The following is a 16,465-nucleotide window of genomic DNA, read 5'->3' as shown; positions in this document are numbered from 1 at the left end:
GATATTACGGCCTGTCCGACCGAGGGAGTGAGACCATGCTGCGTGCCCTGTCCCGTTCGCGCGCGGCTGCCGCCGCTTGCGCCTTGGCCCTGTCCGCTCCGGCGGCGCAGGCCTGCACCTCCTTCATCCTGCGGGCGGCGGACGAAGGGGTGGTCTATGGCCGGACCATGGAGTTCGGCCTGCCGCTGCAATCGCAGCTCGCCGTCATTCCGCGCAAGCTGGCCATGGCCGGCACCGGGCCGGACGGCACGGCGGGCGGCGGCCTCGCCTGGACCAGCAAATACGGCGCGGCAGGCGCCAATGCGCTCGGCCTGCCGGTGCTGGTGGACGGCATGAACGAGGCGGGCCTCGCCGGCGGCCTGCTCTATCTGCCGGGGCTGGCGCAGTTCCAGCAGGTCGGCCCGTCCGAGGCGCGCAATTCCATCGCCTCCTTCGAGCTGCTGACCTATGCGCTGACCAATTTCGCCAGCGTGGCGGAAGTGAAGGCGGCACTGCCGAAGATCAAGGTCAGCCAGGCGCCCCAGGCGGCGTTCAAGGGCGTGGTGCCGGTGCACATGACGCTGCACGACGCCACCGGGGCGAGCCTGGTGGTGGAATATATCGGCGGCGAGTTGCAGATGCGGGACAATCCGCTGGGCGTGCTCACCAACGCCCCGGCGTTCGACTGGCACACCGCCAATCTCGGCAATTATCTGACCCTCTCGGCCTATGATCCCAAGCCGCTCCAGATCGGCTCGCTGACCATCGCCCCGCCCAGCACGGGCAGCGGCGCGCCGGGCCTGCCGGGGCAGATGTCCTCGCCCGCCCGCTTCGTGCGCGCCTTCATGTACTCAAGGGCCGCGCCGACCCTGCCCACGAGCACGGACGCGGTGGGCAACGCGTTCCACATCCTCAATAATTTCGATATCGCGCCGGGCATCATCCGCACCTCGGCGGATGCCACGGCGGGTGGCGGGGTGGCCGGCATCGAGACCACGGAATGGAGCGCGGTGTCCGACACCAAGACCAAGCGCTATTATCTGCGCACCTACGCGGACAGCCAGTCGCGGATGATCGACCTCACCAAGGCCGACCTCGACGCCACCGCCATCCGCACCATCCCCATCGACAAGCCCGGCGCGGTGGTCGATCTGAGCCGCTGATCAGGAGCGGGGTATTTCCGCGCCGGCCGGTGATCCGGCGGGCGCGGCGTGGCGTAGAACGGACTGCCGGTCAGGGCGTGTCGCGCCGGCGGGGAGGGGCTTAAGGCCGCTCCTTGCCGGCGCGATGTCCTTCAGCGCCCGGTCCAGGCCGGCGGGCGCTTCTCGCTGAAGGCGGCGATGCCTTCCTTGAAATCGGCGCTGCCATAGACCAGCCGGATCAGGTCCTCGTCCGCCGGCGCCGGGTCGGTGGCGAGGCGCCGCAGCGCCTCATTGGTGGCCCGCAGGGTCAAGGGCGCGTGCCCCTTGAGGCGTGCGCACAGGCCGGCGAGGTGGGCTTCCAGCGCATCCGCGGCCACCACTTCCACATAGCCGGCGGGCATCGCTTCCGCCGCCGGCATCTCCGCCAGCAGCAGCATGCGCTTGACCATGCCGACGCCCAGCGTCGCCGACAGCCGGCGCAGATTGGCGGCGGAGAGGCCGTTGCCCAGCGTGCGGGCGATGGGCACGCCGAAGCGGGTGCCGGGCGTGGCGAGGCGCAGGTCGCAGGCATTGGCGATCGCGAAGCCCCCGCCCACCGCCCAGCCTTCCACCACCGCCAGCGTCGGCACCGGAATGGCTTCCAGCGCCGCCACATAGGTCTCCACATTGGCCTCGTAGGCCACCGCGTCGTCGGCGGTGAAGGCACGGAACTGCTCGATGTCGGTGCCGGCGACGAAGGCCTTGCCGCCGGCGCCGCGCAGCACCACAACGCGGATCTCCCCGGCGCGGCGGGCGATCTCGCGGGCGGCGGCGTAGAGCTCCTCATACATCCGCCAGGTCATGGCGTTGCGCGCCGCCGGGCGGTCGAACAGGATGGTGGCCACGCCGTCGGCGATGGCGAGGCGGGTGGTGCCGGCGTCGGCGGGGGCAGCGGTCATCGGGTGTCCTCAGCCGAGGCGGCGCAGTTCGCGCCGCAGGATCTTGCCCGTGGCCGTCATGGGCAGGGCATCGGTGAAGGAGACATAGCGGGGATATTCGTGCCCCGAAAGCCGCGTGCGCACATGCTGCTGGATCTCGGCGGCCAGCGCATCGGAGCCCAGGTGCCCGGGCTTCAGCACCACCCAGGCCTTGATCGCCTCGGTGCGCACCGGGTCCGGCACGCCGACCACGCCCACCATGGCCACGGCGGGATGGCGCAGGATGCAGTCCTCGATCTCGCCGGGCCCGATGCGGTAGCCGGCCGAGGTGATGACGTCGTCCGACCGGCTCACATACCAGAGGTAGCCGTCCGCATCCTGCACGCCCAGGTCGCCGGTGAGCAGGAAGTCACCGACGAACTTGTCGGCGGTGGCGTCCGCATTGTTCCAATATTCCAGCATCATCACCGGGTCGGGCCGGCGCACGGCGATATGGCCCTCGGTGCCGGAGGGCACCTCCTGCCCGTCCTCGTCCACGATGCGCACGTCATGGCCGGGGATCGCCTTGCCCATGGAGCCGGGGCGGATGGGGAAGAAATTGGAATTGGACCCCACCACCAAATTGCATTCGGTCTGGCCGTAGATCTCGCGCGCCTCGACGCCGAGCCGCTCCTGGACGAAGGCGCCCAGTTCCGCGCCCAGCGTCTCGCCGCCGGTGAGCAGCGAGCGCAGCTGGAGGCCGGGATGGCGCACGTCGGCCTGGCGCAGCAGCTTCAGCGCGGTGGGCGGCAGGAAGACGTTGCGCACCCTGTGGTGCGCCATCAGCGCCATGGCGGCGTCGGGATCGAACTTCTTCGCCCGGTGTGCCAGCACGGGCACGCCGAGATAGAGGGTGGGGAACAGCACGTCGAACAGGCCGCCGATCCAGGCCCAGTCGGCCGGGGTCCAGTGCAGGTCGCCCGGCTGCGGCATGCCCTGGTGGACGAACTGTACGCAGGGCAGGTGGCCGAGCAGCACGCGGTGGCCGTGCAGCGCGCCCTTGGGATGGCCGGTGGTGCCGGAGGTGAAGATGATGATGCCGGGATCGTCCGGTCCCGTGTCCACCGGCGTGAAGGCGTCGGAGGCCCGCGCCATGGCGGCGTCGAAGGAGATGGCGCGTGGGTCGCCCTGGTCGGGGCCGATGACGAAGACATGGGTCAGGTCCGGCACCTCGGCGCGCACCCGGTCGAGCTTCTCCAGCCCGGCGAGGTCGGTGACCAGCGCCCGGGCGCCGGAATTGGCGAGGCGGTAGGAGCGGGCCTCGTCGCCGAACAGCGTGAACAGCGGCACCGAGACGAAGCCGGCCTTGAAGGCGGCGAGATGGGCGATGGCGGTTTCCGGCGCCTGCGGCAGGAACACCGCCACCCGGTCGCCACGCTCCAGCCCGCAGGCCACCAGCACATTGGCGAAGCGGTTGGTCAGGGCCTTCAGGTGGTCGAAGGAATAAGTGGCGACGCCGCCGGCCTCCTCCACGAACACCAGGGCCGGCTTGCCGGAGCCGTCCGCATGGGCGTCGACGCAGGCGACCCCCATGTTGAAGCGCTCGGGGATGGTCCAGCGGAAGGCGCGGACGAGGTCGTCATAGCGCGCGGCCTCAGGCAGCATAGGCGTTGTCCTCCGGCGCCGTCTGGCGGGCGCTCATCGTTCGGTCCGCGCGCTGCTTTGGCAAGCAGCGTCATCCGGCCCGTCCGCCGCCGGACGTTGATCGCCCGCGCGGCTAAAAATCAGAAACGATCGAACGTTTTTTTAATGCGGAGGTCAAGCCGACGCCGCGTTGCCGCGCCCGTCAATAATCGCCGTGGTTGCGTCGCCGTGCGCGGATCCTGGCCGGCTCCGGACCTAGGCCCGCGCCGGCCTTCGCCTCAGGCCACCAGCCCGAGGGCGCTGGCGGCCTGGGCGCGGATGGCGGAGATGTTGGCGCGATAGCCCTCGATGCCGCCCTTGAACACCGCCGAGCCGGCCACCAGAACGTCGGCGCCGGCCTTCACGCACAGTTCGCCGGTGGCCGGGTTCACGCCGCCGTCCACTTCCAGGCGGATGCCGCGCCCGCGGATCATGTCGCGGATGCGCTCGATCTTCGGCAGCACGTCCGGGATGAAGGCCTGCCCGCCGAAGCCGGGGTTGACCGTCATCACGCAGACCAGGTCGAGCTTGTCGAGCACGTAGGAGAGGACGCTCTCCGGCGTCGCCGGATTGAGCGCGACGCCCGCCTTCTTGCCGAGGCCGCGGATCACCTGGAGGCAGCGGTCGAGATGCTGGGTGGCTTCCGCCTGCACGGTGATGATGTCCGCGCCCGCCGCCGCGAAGGCTTCGAGATAGGGCTCCACCGGCGAGATCATCAGGTGCACGTCGAACGGCTTGTCGGTGTATTTGCGCAGCGACTTGATGATGTCCGGGCCGAACGTGATGTTGGGCACGAAGTGCCCGTCCATCACGTCGAGATGGATGTAGTCGGCGCCCGCCGCCGCCACGTCGCGCACTTCCTCGCCCAGGCGGGAGAAGTCCGAGGCGAGGATCGAAGGGGCGATGAGGGGACCGTTCATCGTAAGGCTCCATTCAAGACGGGTTGGACATGGGGGTCCGCCCCGCCCGGCGGACGTCGGATCAGTAGTAGCCGGCGATGTGCGCCACTTCCTCGCGCGAGCCGAACACCAGCGGGATGCGCTGGTGGATGTGCTTGGGCTCGATGTCGAGGATGCGCGTGGTGCCGTCGGTGGCCGCCCCGCCCGCCTGCTCGGTGACGAAGGCGACCGGGTTGGCCTCGTAGATCAGGCGCAGGCGGCCGTCCGCATAGCCCTTCCGGCTGTCGCCGGGATAGAGATAGACGCCGCCGCGGGTGAAGATGCGGAAGGCGTCGGCCACCAGCGAACCGACCCAGCGCATGTTGAAGTCTTTAGCCCGCGGGCCGTCCTTGCCGGCGAGGCAGTCGTCGATATAGGCCTGCGTGGGCTTGGCCCAGTGGCGCACGTTCGACTGGTTGATGCCGTATTCCTTGGTGGCGGCGGGGATCTCCACCCGCGCGCGGGCCAGGATGAAGGTGGAGGTGTCGTGGTCGAACACGAACACCTGCGTGCCCTCGCCCAGCGAGGACACCAGCACGGTGGCCGGGCCGTAGATCAGGAAGCCGGCGGCCACCTGGGCGGAGCCCTTCTGCAGCAGCGCGGCGGCCGGGTCTGGATGCTGCTCCAAATCGTAGGGCAGGATCGAGAAGATGGTGCCGATGGAGACGTTGGTGTCGATGTTGGAGGAGCCGTCCAGCGGGTCCACCGCCACCACCACCCGGCCGTGCGGGTCGAGCGGGATCGGCGTCTCGCTCTCCTCGGAGGCCATGAAGGCCACCGGCGCGCGCCCGAGCGCGTCCACCAGCTCTTCCTCGGCGATCACGTCCAGTTCCTTCTGGGCATCGCCGCCGGCATTGGCTTCCTCGCCGCGCACCTTGCCGAAATCCTCGGCCAGCGGGCCACGGGCCACCAGTTCCGCGATGGCGACCCCGGCTTCCGCCAGCCGTTCCACCGTCGCCGCCACGGCGCACCGCAGCGGGTCGGCACCGGCCCAGTCGTCAAGGAAGGCCTGAAGGGTCACCTCGGTCACCGCGTCTCTCCTCATTACCCATACGGACGGCGTTCTTATGGCCCAAGCGGCGCCGTCCGTCACGCCCGGCGCGGCATAAAGTGGTGTCCGGGCGCCGCCGGGGCAAGCCGGACGGATGCCGGGCGGGGCCTTCAGCGGGTGCGGACGATGTCCACCCCCACGTCGCCGAACACGCCGGTGATGGGCGCGCCGGGCTTGTGGACGGCGATGCGCACCTGGTCCACGGCGGGGAAATGGTCCAGCAGGCGGGTGGCGATGCGTTCCGCCACCGTCTCGATCAGATTGACCGGATCGTCCTCCACCACGGCTTTGATGTGCTCATAGACCTCCTGGTAAGAGACGGTGAGGGCGGCATTGTCCGCCCAGGCCGCGGGGCGGGTATCGAGCCACCAGTCCGCATCCACCACGAAGCGCTGGCCCAGGGTCCGCTCCTCCGCATGCACGCCGTGGCGGGCGAAGAACGGTACGGCGCGCAGGAACAGCCGGTCGGTGTGCGGGCGGCGCGGCGCGGCCTCGGCCTCGGCGGCCTCCTGCGGCGTGGGGTGGGGCGTTTCGGGATCGACGGAGGACATGGACGGTCTCGGGAGGGCGGTCTCGGGGAACGGGCGAGGGGCGGGGGAACGGCGCGGGATCAGCCGCGCAGCCGCACCTCGACGGCGACGGGCGGGGGCAGATGCGGCACGCGGGGCGGGCAGCCCTCGCGGATGAGTTCGGGCAGGAAGGCGGCGGGGTTGATGCCGCGGGCGCGGTGCAGCCCGGCATAGCTCAGGGTGGGGCCGGGCTGGACGGTGGTGACGGCCGCGCCCTCGGGCCGCAGCATCACGTCGATGTCGAAGATGCCGGACAGGCCGGGAACCGCCTTCACCACGGCGGCCGCCAGGGCCTGGAGCGTGCCCTCCGCGTCCGGCCGGGCACCGACGGTGAAGCCGAGCAGCCGGCCGTCGTCGGAGAGGTGGCGGATGTTGACCGCGAGCAGCGTGACGCCGTCCGGCCGCGCCAGCACCGACAGGCTGGCCGGCGTGCCGCCGGCGCCGGGGGTGGCGCGCGGAATGCGCCCGCCCGCCAGGGCCTGGGCCAGCCGCTCGGGCGTGGTGGCGACGGCGAGCGCTTCGGCGCTGCCGCCGATCACGTGCGCGGCGGCGGCCCGCAGGCCGTCCAGCAGCGCCGGCAGGCGGGCGGGGTCCTGCGAGACCGGCCACACCAGATGGGCCTCCCGCGCCAGGTCGCGCCAGATCGTCCAGGGATCGGCCCCCTCCGCCACCGGGGTGGAAAGCCCGACGGGCGTGGCCAGCCGGTCATCGAAGGCGAGCACCACGGTGACACCGGGCACCGCCTCCAGGTCGGCGGCCAGCGCGTCGCGCAGCAGCAGTGCCTCGGCCACGGCATCGGCCGGCAGGGGCTGTCCCCGCAAGCCGCCCGAAGTGAGGAACTCGCACAGGAAAACGCGCATCGATCCCCTTCCGGTGCATCCGGGCCCGCAGGCGCCACGCCCACTATAGCGCGACGGGGCGGGGGGGGCGTCGAGACGCCGGACCGTGCCGCCCGGGTGCCTAGAGCGAGATCCGATCAGAGTGAATCAATCTGCTCGGGAAATCGGCCTCTAACACTTTGATAGAGAACGTTTTACCGTTCAAATGGCGATGCCATTTGAACGGAACGTGCCTAGACCGCCATGTCCACCGTCTCCAGCCCCAGCCAGCCGCGCACCTCGGCGAGGCGGCGGCCGAGCTGGTCCTCGGCGGCCGCCGCCGTGGGGCCGCTCGCGTGCACCGTGCAGATCGGCGCGCCGGCCTTGATGGCGGTGCCCGGCGCCGGGCGGTCGGTGGCGGTCGCCGGCCACTGGCCGTCGGGAATCACCACGGCGTCGGCGGCATAGAGCACGGCGCAGGCGCGATGCTCCTTCGGCGCCGGCAGGGTGTCGGGCATGCGCCCGCCACAGGCGGCGAGGTGCAGGGCGAGCAGCGGCGGCAGCGGCTCGCAGTCGAAGATGTCCAGCATGGCGCTGAGGCGCGGCGTCACCTCCACCAGCCACCAGCCGTCGGCGCCGACCACCAGGTCCACGGAGACGAGGCCCACCAGCCCGCAGGCGGTGGCGATGTCGCGGCCGGCGGCGGTGATGGCGGCGGCGTGGCGGGTGGGCAGGGCCACCGGCCCGACCATGCCGCCATAGCGGTAGGGATGGGCGGCGTCGGGCGCGTGCCACTGCCGGCAGGCGCCCACCACCACGGCCTGCCGGCCGTTGGCCAGCAGCAGCAGGGAATAGATCTCGCCGGTCACCTCCTGCTGGAGGTAGAAGCCGGGCGGCGGCGGGGCGAGGTCGCCGGCGGCGCGGCGGCGGATGTGGCCGCCGCCCGAGCCGCCGATCTTCTTCTCCAGCACCGGGCGGGCGGCGAAGCCGGCGTCGGGCGCATTGAGCGTCGCCTCGGGAAACGGCACCTGGAGCGTGCCGCACAGGGCGGCCAGCGCCAGCGGGTCCTTCAGCACCTGCATCGTGGCGGTGCCATTGCCCAGGATGGGGTTGCGCGCGGCGATGCGCGCCATCAGCGCCGGATCGTCCTCCAGCCCGCCGCCCAGCACCACCGGCAGGCCGGCGGGGGCGAGATTGGTGAGGGCCGCGATCAGGTCGTCGCCGTCGAAGGCGTGGCCGTTGGCCCGGTGCACGCGCACGCAGCGCGCCGCCTTGGCGCAGGTGTCCAGATTGGCGAACAGGTCGAGGGACAGAGGCGACAGCCCGGCCCGCGCCGCGCTGGCGACGAACGGACGGGCACACAAGGCGATAATGGCGAGATCCATGAAATGTCGGTCCATCAATGCCCGGAGCGCCGCAGCACGGCCCTCCGGGGCTGAGGAACAAGAACGGCCGACTTCCGGCCGATGCGATCACGCGGACAGGCGGACCCCCTGGCGATCCGATCCCGTGCGCCCGCGACGGGCGGGCGAGGCGCTACGGCCGGCCAGGGCCAAGGACGGGCACAGGAGGCCCAAGGGAAGGAGGCCCATTGCATGGCATGCCGAGGCGGAACGGCAGGGCCGGGCCTCGCATGCCATGCGCGCACCTCCGTGACGGGAAGCGGATCGACGGGGTGCACACGGCAGGATGCCCTGTCCTGTGTCCGGTCCCCATACGCGGCAGAGCGCCATAATGGCGAAAGCAGCATACCGGAGGTGGCGGCCCGGCAAAAGAACCCTCCCGTGCGGCGCAGCAAAGCGGGTGCGCCGCACGCGGATGGCGCGCCCGCCGGCGCGGTCCTCAGGCGCCCAGCGCGCTTTTCAGCCGGGCGGCGTGGGCGGCGAGCACGTCGCCATTCTCCATCTCGCTGGCCGGCGGCTTCATGGCGACGCCGGCGTGGCGGGGGATGACGTGGACGTGCAGGTGGAACACCACCTGGCCGCCGGCCTCCTCGTTGAACTGCTGCACGGTGATGCCGTCGGCCTCGAACGCGGTCTTGGCCGCCTGCGCCACTTTCTGCGCCACCTTGGCCACATGGGCGAGGTCGTCGGGAGCGATGTCGAGGATGTTGCGCGCCGGCGCCTTGGGGATCACCAGCGCGTGGCCGGGGGCGCGGGGCATGATGTCGAGGAACACCAAGGCGCGGTCGTCCTCATAGACCTTATGCGCCGGCAACTCGCCACGCAGGATCTTGGCGAACACGTTGGTGGTGTCGTAGGCGGGCGTCGCGCTCATGGTCGTCTCCTCTTTGCGCAGAGCGCATCGCAGGCAGGAGGGCGGCGGTCAAGATGCCGGTCTGCCGCGCCCCGGCCGGTGTTCCGCGTTCCGCGCTCGGGCCCGTGGCTCTGCTGTCCCTGGCCCTGCTGTCCCGGGCTATTCCTGGCGCTGGCCCCGGCCTTGCTGCTGGCGCTGGCCCTGCTGCTGGCCCTGGCCCGGGCGGGCGGCCTGGAAGAAGTCGCGGGCGACAGCCGTGTTCCGGGCGATGGAGCCGGTGGAGAGCATGGGGGCCACCGCCTGGGAATCGAGGCCGGCGGCGAGGCGCACGTAATCGTCCGTGGGGCAGAGGTTGCGGCCGCAGTCGAAGCCGACCCAGCCGATGCCGGGCACATGGGCCTCGGCCCATTCGCGGAATGCCGCCGGCGCCTCCAGCGCCGCATAGCCGGACACCTGCCGGGCGGGGACGCGCAGGGCGCGGGCGGCGCTGACGAAGACGTGGGCGAGCTCGGCGGAGGTGCCCTTGCCGGCGGCCAGCGCCTTCGCGGCCGGGGCGGCTGCGGCGTCGGGCGCCGCCGGCACTTCCGCGACGCCCTTGTGGATCGCCACCATCAACGCGTGCAGCCGGCCCAGAGGTTCGCTCACGTCCTTGGCGATCCGCGCCGCCAAGGCGGCGATGGCGGCGTCCGGCTCGGCCAGGCTCGTCTGCCGCAGGAACAGCGAGGGCGGGAAGCGCTCGGCCCCTCCCGCCACCACGCCGGTGGTGTCCTGGGTGTCCACGTCGCCTTCCGCGATCACCGTGATGGCGTCGATGGCGCCTTCCACCGAGAAGGTGTGGACGATGTTGCCGAAGGCGTCCTCCTCGGCCATCAGCCGGCAGTCGGGCGTTACGTCGAGCGCCCAGCGCAGCACGTGCTGGCCCACATGGCTGCGCGGCGTCAGCCGGAGCGTCGCGATGGCGTGCCGGGCGACCGGCTCGAACCGATGCGTGATCTCATGCCGCACGCGAACCCGCATCCCCGTCCCCCTGACCCTGGCCCGCCGCTGCCACCGCGCCGGCGGCCGAACACTAGAACATCCCGAGCCCATGCCGGTTGCAAGCCGGCCGGCCCCGCCTCACGTCAGGTACTGCTCGGTGATCTCGTTGCCCAGCTTGTAGTTGTTGAGAATGAAATCGCTGATGAATTCGTGCAGCCCGGCCTGGAAGATGTCCTCGATGGAATGGTTGGACAGCTTGGCCAGGGTCGAGCGGGCGAGGCGCTGCGCGGGCCCCTGCCGGCCGTAGGCGCCGCCGATGTCGTCCAGGCTGCGCGACACGTTGTCGTAGCAGGCGGCGAGCGAGCGCGGCATCTGCCGGTTCAGGATCAGCAGGTCGGCCACCAGCCACGGTTTCACGCTGTCGCGATAGACCCAGTGGAAGGCGGTGAGCGCGGACACCGAGCGCAGGATGGAGGCCCACTGGAAATAGTCCAGCGGCCCGCCCACGTGCTCCTTCTCCGGCAGCAGCACGTGATATTTCACGTCGAGGATGCGCGCGGTGTTGTCGGCCCGTTCCACATGGGCGCCGACGCGGGAGAACCAGTAGGCGTCGTTGCGCAGCATGGTGCGGAAGGTGGCGCCGTCGAAGCGCAGCGAGGTCTCCTTCACGAAGGCGAGGAAGCGCGCCAGTTCCTCGCGGGTCATCACCTTGTCCGGGAAGGCGCGCAGCTCGATCCAGGCGGAATTGATCACGTCCCACATCTCGGAGGTGAGCGCGGTCCGCACCGAGCGGGCATTGGTGCGCGCCACTTCGAAGCAGTTGCGGATGGAGGAAGAATTCTCCGGATCGAAGGCCAGGAAGGAGACCACATTTTCCTCGGTGGCGTTCTCCACCGGGCCGTGGCGGGCGACGAAGCCTTCCACGCAGCCGGCGGTGAGCACCGCCGAACTCCACTCATTGGTGGAGCCGCCGTAGGTGACCGGCGTGTAGGCGAGGCGCTGCGCCACGTCGAGGATGCGCGCGAGGCAGTCGGCGCGTTCCACGTAGCGGCTCAGCCAGTAGAGATTGTCGGCAGTACGGGAGAGCATGAGCAGCCCATCTCACAGGAACGAAGCGAGCGGCGCCGGGGCGGTGCCGCGACTGTCAAACCGCAGCGTCGGCCCGATGCGCCGCGGGCGCAAGCGGGCCGGCGCCGTCTAGGCGTCGAGAACCCAGGTGTCCTTGGTGCCGCCGCCCTGGCTGGAGTTCACCACCAGGGAGCCCTCCTTCATGGCGACGCGGGTGAGGCCGCCGGGCACGATCCGCACCTTGTCCGAACCGGAGAGGACGAACGGCCGCAGGTCCACGTGGCGGGGCGCGACGCCCTCGTCCACCAGGGTGGGGCAGGTGGACAGGGCCAGCGTCGGCTGGGCGATGAAATTGGCCGGATCGTGCTTGAGCTTGGCGCGGAAGGCCTCGATCTGCGCCTTGTCGGACTTCGGACCCACCAGCATGCCGTAGCCGCCGGAGCCGTGGACTTCCTTGACCACCAGCTCTTCCAGATGCTCCAGCACGTATTTCAGGTGGTCCGGCTCGCGGCAGCGCCAGGTGGGCACGTTGGCCAGCAGCGGTTCCTCGCCGAGGTAGAATTTGATGATCTCGGGCATGTAGCTGTAGACGGCCTTGTCGTCCGCGACCCCGGTGCCCACCGCATTGGTCAGCGTGACGTTGCCGGCCTTGTAGGCGCTCATCAGCCCCGGCACGCCGAGCACGCTGTCGGGGCGGAAGGCGAGGGGATCGAGGAAGTCGTCGTCGAGGCGGCGGTAGATCACGTCCACGCGCTTCGGCCCCTCGGTCGTGCGCATGTAGACGATATTGTCCTTCACGAAGAGGTCGCGCCCCTCCACCAGGTCCACGCCCAGCTTGTCGGCGAGGAAGGAGTGTTCGTAATAGGCCGAATTGTAGATGCCGGGGGTGAGGATGGCGACGTTCGGCTCATGCGCGCCATTGGGCGAGAGCGAGCGCAGCGTCGCCAGCAGGTCGTCGGCGTAATTCTCCACCGGGGCCACCCGGTGCAGCGAGAACAACTCGGGGAACAGCCGCAGCATGATCTCCCGGTTCTCCAGCATGTAGGACACGCCGGACGGGGTGCGGGCATTGTCCTCCAGCACGTAGAAGGTGTCGGGGTCGGTGCGCACGATGTCGATGCCGGCGATGTGCACGTAGAGATCGTGCGGCACCGCCTGGCCGTTCATCTCCGGCCGGAAGGCGGGGTTCTGGTAGACCAGTTCCTCCGGCACGATGCCGGCGCGCAGCACCTCGCGCTTGGAATAGACGTCCTTGATATAGAGGTTCAGCGCCTTGACGCGCTGCTCCAGCCCCTTGGCGAGGCGCGTCCATTCGTCCTTGGTGATGATCCGCGGAACGATATCGAACGGGATCAGCCGTTCCTGCGCGTTCTGCTCGCCATAGACGGCAAAGGTGATGCCGATGCGGCGGAAGATGAATTCCGCCTCCTTGCGCCGATGGTCCAGCACGTCGTGCGGAACATTGGTCAACCAACGGTTCAGCGTTTCATAGGCTTTACGGACGCTGCCGTCGTCACTGGACATCTCGTCGAACGCACGCGCCATCGGGACTGCCACTCCGGTTCGTTTCAGCCTATGTACAAACATCGTGCCAAGGAAGGGCTAACGCGGTGTCGCGTTCCTTATCCCAACGCAATGATGAATGGTTTGAACAAAACATGGGCAATGCCAGACGGTATGGCGCTGCCACGGGCAGGAGAGTGGACCATGACAGAGGCACTCGGCACGCGATCGATCACCTCGGCCTTGCTGGTGATCGGCGACGAGATCCTGTCGGGACGGACGAAGGACAAGAACATCGGCCACATCGCCGAGCGGCTCACCGAGGTCGGTGCCGACCTGCGCGAAGTCCGGGTGGTGTCCGACGTGGAAGAGGACATCGTGGATGCTCTCAACGCGCTGCGCCACCGATACACCTACGTGTTCACCACGGGCGGCATCGGGCCGACCCATGATGACATCACCGCTGACGCGGTTGCAAAGGCATTCGGCGTATCCATCGATGTGGATCCCCGCGCCCGCGCCATGCTGCTGGAATTCATCGCCGAGAAGGACATGAACGAGGCCCGGCTGCGCATGGCCCGCATCCCGGCCGGGGCCGACCTCATCGTCAATCCCGTCTCCAAGGCGCCGGGCTTCCGGATCGGCAACGTCATCGTCATGGCCGGCGTGCCGCGCATCATGCAGGCGATGCTGGAGGCGGTGCTCCCCACGCTGGACACCGGGCCGAAGATGCTGTCGGAGACCGTGCTCGCCAATGCGCGCGAGGGCGACATCGCCGCCCCGCTGCGGGCCATCGCCGAGCGGTTCCCCGGCGTGTCCATCGGCTCCTATCCTTTCCTGTCCGACACCGGCCCCAACACCAACCTCGTGGTGCGCTCGCGCGATCCCGCCTTGCTGCTGGAGGCGCGCGACGCGGTGGCGGCCATGGTCGCGGGCTTCCAGCGGGCCGGGTGAGGTTCTCCCAGACGACAGGCATGCGCGGAAGGCATGGGCCTGCCCGCCCGCATGCGTTTTGGCGTGCTGCGGTGCAGGGCGATCGTGCTACGCCTTGAGACGAAGCAGGAGCACAGGCGTATGGCGGAACTGAAATTCGGTGTCGGTCAGCCCCACAAGCGCGTGGAGGACGCCGCCCTGCTGACGGGCGGCGGCCGCTATGTGGGCGATGCGGCGGCGGCCAGCGATGCCTATGCCGGCTTCGTCGTGCGCTCGCCTTATGCCCATGCCCGCTTCAGCTTCGGCAATCTCGACGCGGTGCAGGCCATGCCCGGCGTGCGGCTGGTGCTGACCGCCGACGACCTCGACGGGTTCGGCGTCATGCCGCTGGCCGCCGTCATCACCGTGGTGGGCGAGGATCGCCTCGCGGTGCCGCCCCATCCCATGCTGGCGCCGGGCACCGCGCGCCATGTGGGCGACCCCGTCGCCTATGTGGTCGCCGACACGCTGGACCAGGCGCGCGACGCCGCCGAGGCGCTGGAGATCGACTGGGAGGCGCTGCCGGCGGTGGCCAACCTCGGCGCCGCGGCGGCCGAGGGCGCGCCCCTGGTGTGGGACGAGCGCCCCGGCAACATCGCCTTCACATCCGAGTTCGGCGACGATGACGCCACCAAGGCGGCGTTCGCCTCCGCCCGCCACGTGGTGCGCCTCACCCTCGTCAACAACCGCATCGTCACCAATTACATGGAGACGCGCGGCGTGCTGGCGGAGGTGGAGGAGGGCGGCCGCATCCGCCTGACGCTGGGCAGCCAGGGCAGCCATCTGCTGCGCAACGCCATCGCCGACAAGGTGCTGAAGTGGGACCGCGAGGAGTTGCGCGTGGTCACGCCCGACGTGGGCGGCGGCTTCGGCACCAAGATGTTCCCGTTCTGCGAATATCCGCTGACCGCGCTGGCCGCCCGCCGGCTCGGCCATGCGGTGGCCTGGATCGGCGACCGCAGCGAGCATTTCCAGGGCGACAGCCAGGGCCGCGACAACATCACCGAGGTGGCGCTGGCGCTGGACGCGGACGGGCGCTTCCTCGGCCTTGAGGTGGACACGCTCGCCAACATGGGCGCCTACCTCTCCTATTACGGCCCCTATGTGCCGTGGGGCGGCGCCTCCATGCTGCCGGGCGTCTACAAGATCGGCGCCTTCCACGCGCGGGTGCGCGGCGTCTATTCCCATTCCGCGCCGGTGGATGCCTATCGCGGCGCCGGCCGGCCGGAGGCGGCCTATGTGATCGAGCGCGCGGTCGATGCCGCCGCGCGCCAGACCGGCATCGCGCCGGAGGACCTGCGCCGGCGCAACTTCATCACGCCGCAGGAGATGCCGTTCCGCACCCGGACCGGCCGGCTCTATGACAGCGGCGAGTTCGACGGCCACATGACGCGGGCGCTGGCGGTGGCGGACCAGGCCGGCTTCCCGGCGCGCGCCGCCAGGGCGGGGGCGGCCGGCAAGCTGCGCGGCTTCGGCTTCGCCTGCTATATCGAGGCCTGCGGCGGCGGCGGGGCGGAGCCGGCCTTCCTCACCCTGGGCACCGACGGGCGTGTCACGGTGAAGATCGGCAGCCAGTCGAGCGGGCAGGGGCACCAGACCGCCTATGCCCAGCTGGTCGCCGCCGAGCTGCAACTGCCGCTCGACCAGGTGCGGGTGCTCCAGGGCGATACCGACGACCTGCCCAGCGGCTCGGGCACCGGCGGCTCGCGCTCCATCCCCATCGGCGGGGCGGCGGTGGCGGGGGCCGCGCGCAAGATGGGCGAGGCGCTGAAGCGGCTCGGCGCCGACGCGCTGGAGACCGACCCGGCGGATCTGGAATTCAGCGATGGCGCTTTGGTGGTGGCGGGCACCGACCGCAAGCTGACCCTGGCCGAGCTGGCCAGCCTGCCGGCGGCGACGCCCGAGCACCTGAATGCCACCGACGCCTTCGCGGCACCCGAGGCGACCTATCCGAACGGCACCCACGCCTGCGAGGTGGAGATCGACCCGGACACCGGGGCGGTGGAGATCGTGCGCTACGTGGTGGTGGACGATTTCGGCATGACGCTGAACCCGCTGCTGCTGGCCGGGCAGGTGCACGGCGGCATCGCGCAAGGGGTGGGCCAGGCGCTGCTGGAGCGCACCGTCTATGACGCGGAGGGCCAGCTCCTGACCGCCAGCTTCATGGACTATGCCCTGCCGCGCGCCGCCGACCTGCCGGACATCCATTTCGAGACCCGCAACGTGCCCTGCCGCACCAATCCGCTGGGCGTGAAGGGGGCCGGCGAGGCCGGGGCCATCGGCTCCTGCCCGGCGGTGATGAATGCGGTGGTGGACGCGCTGTGGCGGGGCTGCGGCATCGGCCATATGGACATGCCGGCCACCCCGCTGGCGGTGTTCGAGGCCATCGCCGCGGTGCGCCGTTCCGCCTGAGGCTTTCCGGGCCGGGCGCGGCCGATGCCGCGCCCGGTTTCCTTGAGGAAACCCTGCGTCAGGCGGGAATCTGTTCTTGGAACTACAATCCGTGGTTGGCCGTGCTGCCTTCCGCCATCACGCTTGCGCGAGGCGCAAGACGTGACCATGGCCGCTGTCATCTTCCCACCTTAGAACGAGACTGGTTCCAACCGACTCGC

General features: G+C 70.3%; 14 protein-coding genes. 3 read left to right on the top strand and 11 right to left on the bottom strand.

The window, feature by feature from the left end:
* Positions 1-35 precede the first annotated feature (35 nt).
* Positions 36-1,142: a linear amide C-N hydrolase gene (locus YU1_RS0101755; RefSeq protein WP_029002610.1), complete on the top strand. Its 1,107-nt coding sequence runs from the start codon at positions 36-38 to the stop codon at positions 1,140-1,142.
* A gap of 131 nt (positions 1,143-1,273) precedes the next feature.
* Here YU1_RS0101755 and YU1_RS0101750 read toward each other — a convergent pair whose 3' ends face one another.
* The 11 genes from YU1_RS0101750 to YU1_RS0101700 all read right to left on the bottom strand — a co-directional run bounded on the left by YU1_RS0101750 (position 1,274) and on the right by YU1_RS0101700 (position 12,923).
* On the bottom strand, positions 1,274-2,059 hold the full coding sequence (locus YU1_RS0101750; protein ID WP_029002609.1) for an enoyl-CoA hydratase: 786 nt from the start codon (positions 2,057-2,059) through the stop codon (positions 1,274-1,276).
* A 9-nt stretch (positions 2,060-2,068) separates the two neighbouring features.
* The gene (locus YU1_RS0101745) at positions 2,069-3,682 is read right to left on the bottom strand and encodes an acyl-CoA synthetase (protein ID WP_029002608.1); all 1,614 of its coding nucleotides are present in this window, start codon (positions 3,680-3,682) and stop codon (positions 2,069-2,071) included.
* A gap of 257 nt (positions 3,683-3,939) precedes the next feature.
* Positions 3,940-4,620, bottom strand: coding sequence for a ribulose-phosphate 3-epimerase (rpe, locus tag YU1_RS0101740; RefSeq protein WP_029002607.1), 681 nt, complete (start codon positions 4,618-4,620; stop codon positions 3,940-3,942).
* Between the two features lie 61 nt (positions 4,621-4,681).
* Positions 4,682-5,668: a class 1 fructose-bisphosphatase gene (locus YU1_RS0101735; protein WP_029002606.1), complete on the bottom strand. Its 987-nt coding sequence runs from the start codon at positions 5,666-5,668 to the stop codon at positions 4,682-4,684.
* A 131-nt stretch (positions 5,669-5,799) separates the two neighbouring features.
* Positions 5,800-6,240 (bottom strand): dihydroneopterin aldolase, encoded by a 441-nt coding sequence (gene folB / locus YU1_RS0101730; RefSeq protein WP_084539582.1) that lies wholly within the window; start codon positions 6,238-6,240, stop codon positions 5,800-5,802.
* 59 nt (positions 6,241-6,299) lie between these two features.
* Positions 6,300-7,118, bottom strand: coding sequence for an ATP-grasp domain-containing protein (locus tag YU1_RS31690; RefSeq protein WP_029002604.1), 819 nt, complete (start codon positions 7,116-7,118; stop codon positions 6,300-6,302).
* 212 nt (positions 7,119-7,330) lie between these two features.
* Positions 7,331-8,461: an ATP-grasp domain-containing protein gene (locus tag YU1_RS27420; protein ID WP_198018791.1), complete on the bottom strand. Its 1,131-nt coding sequence runs from the start codon at positions 8,459-8,461 to the stop codon at positions 7,331-7,333.
* Between the two features lie 457 nt (positions 8,462-8,918).
* Positions 8,919-9,353, bottom strand: coding sequence for an HIT family protein (locus YU1_RS0101715; protein ID WP_029002603.1), 435 nt, complete (start codon positions 9,351-9,353; stop codon positions 8,919-8,921).
* Positions 9,354-9,491: 138 nt separating this feature from the next.
* Entirely contained in the window at positions 9,492-10,349 is an 858-nt protein-coding gene (locus tag YU1_RS27415; protein ID WP_198018790.1) for a transglutaminase N-terminal domain-containing protein, read from the bottom strand.
* A 99-nt stretch (positions 10,350-10,448) separates the two neighbouring features.
* Entirely contained in the window at positions 10,449-11,399 is a 951-nt protein-coding gene (locus YU1_RS0101705; protein ID WP_029002602.1) for an alpha-E domain-containing protein, read from the bottom strand.
* A gap of 108 nt (positions 11,400-11,507) precedes the next feature.
* Positions 11,508-12,923, bottom strand: a complete 1,416-nt coding sequence (locus YU1_RS0101700) for a circularly permuted type 2 ATP-grasp protein (protein WP_029002601.1) — start codon at positions 12,921-12,923, stop codon at positions 11,508-11,510.
* Positions 12,924-13,085: 162 nt separating this feature from the next.
* Here YU1_RS0101700 and YU1_RS0101695 point away from each other — a divergent pair, with 162 nt between their 5' ends.
* Positions 13,086-13,835: a competence/damage-inducible protein A gene (locus YU1_RS0101695; RefSeq protein WP_029002600.1), complete on the top strand. Its 750-nt coding sequence runs from the start codon at positions 13,086-13,088 to the stop codon at positions 13,833-13,835.
* A 120-nt stretch (positions 13,836-13,955) separates the two neighbouring features.
* A complete protein-coding gene (locus YU1_RS0101690; RefSeq protein WP_029002599.1) occupies positions 13,956-16,265 on the top strand; it encodes a xanthine dehydrogenase family protein molybdopterin-binding subunit in 2,310 nt (769 codons plus the stop codon).
* Positions 16,266-16,465: the final 200 nt, after the last annotated feature.

Origin of the sequence: Azorhizobium doebereinerae UFLA1-100 (assembly GCF_000473085.1) — a bacterium.
Classification (GTDB): Bacteria; Pseudomonadota; Alphaproteobacteria; order Rhizobiales; family Xanthobacteraceae; genus Azorhizobium; species Azorhizobium doebereinerae.
The sequence above is the reverse complement of the archived record's forward strand: the minus strand, read 5'-3'. Positions and strand labels throughout refer to the sequence as shown.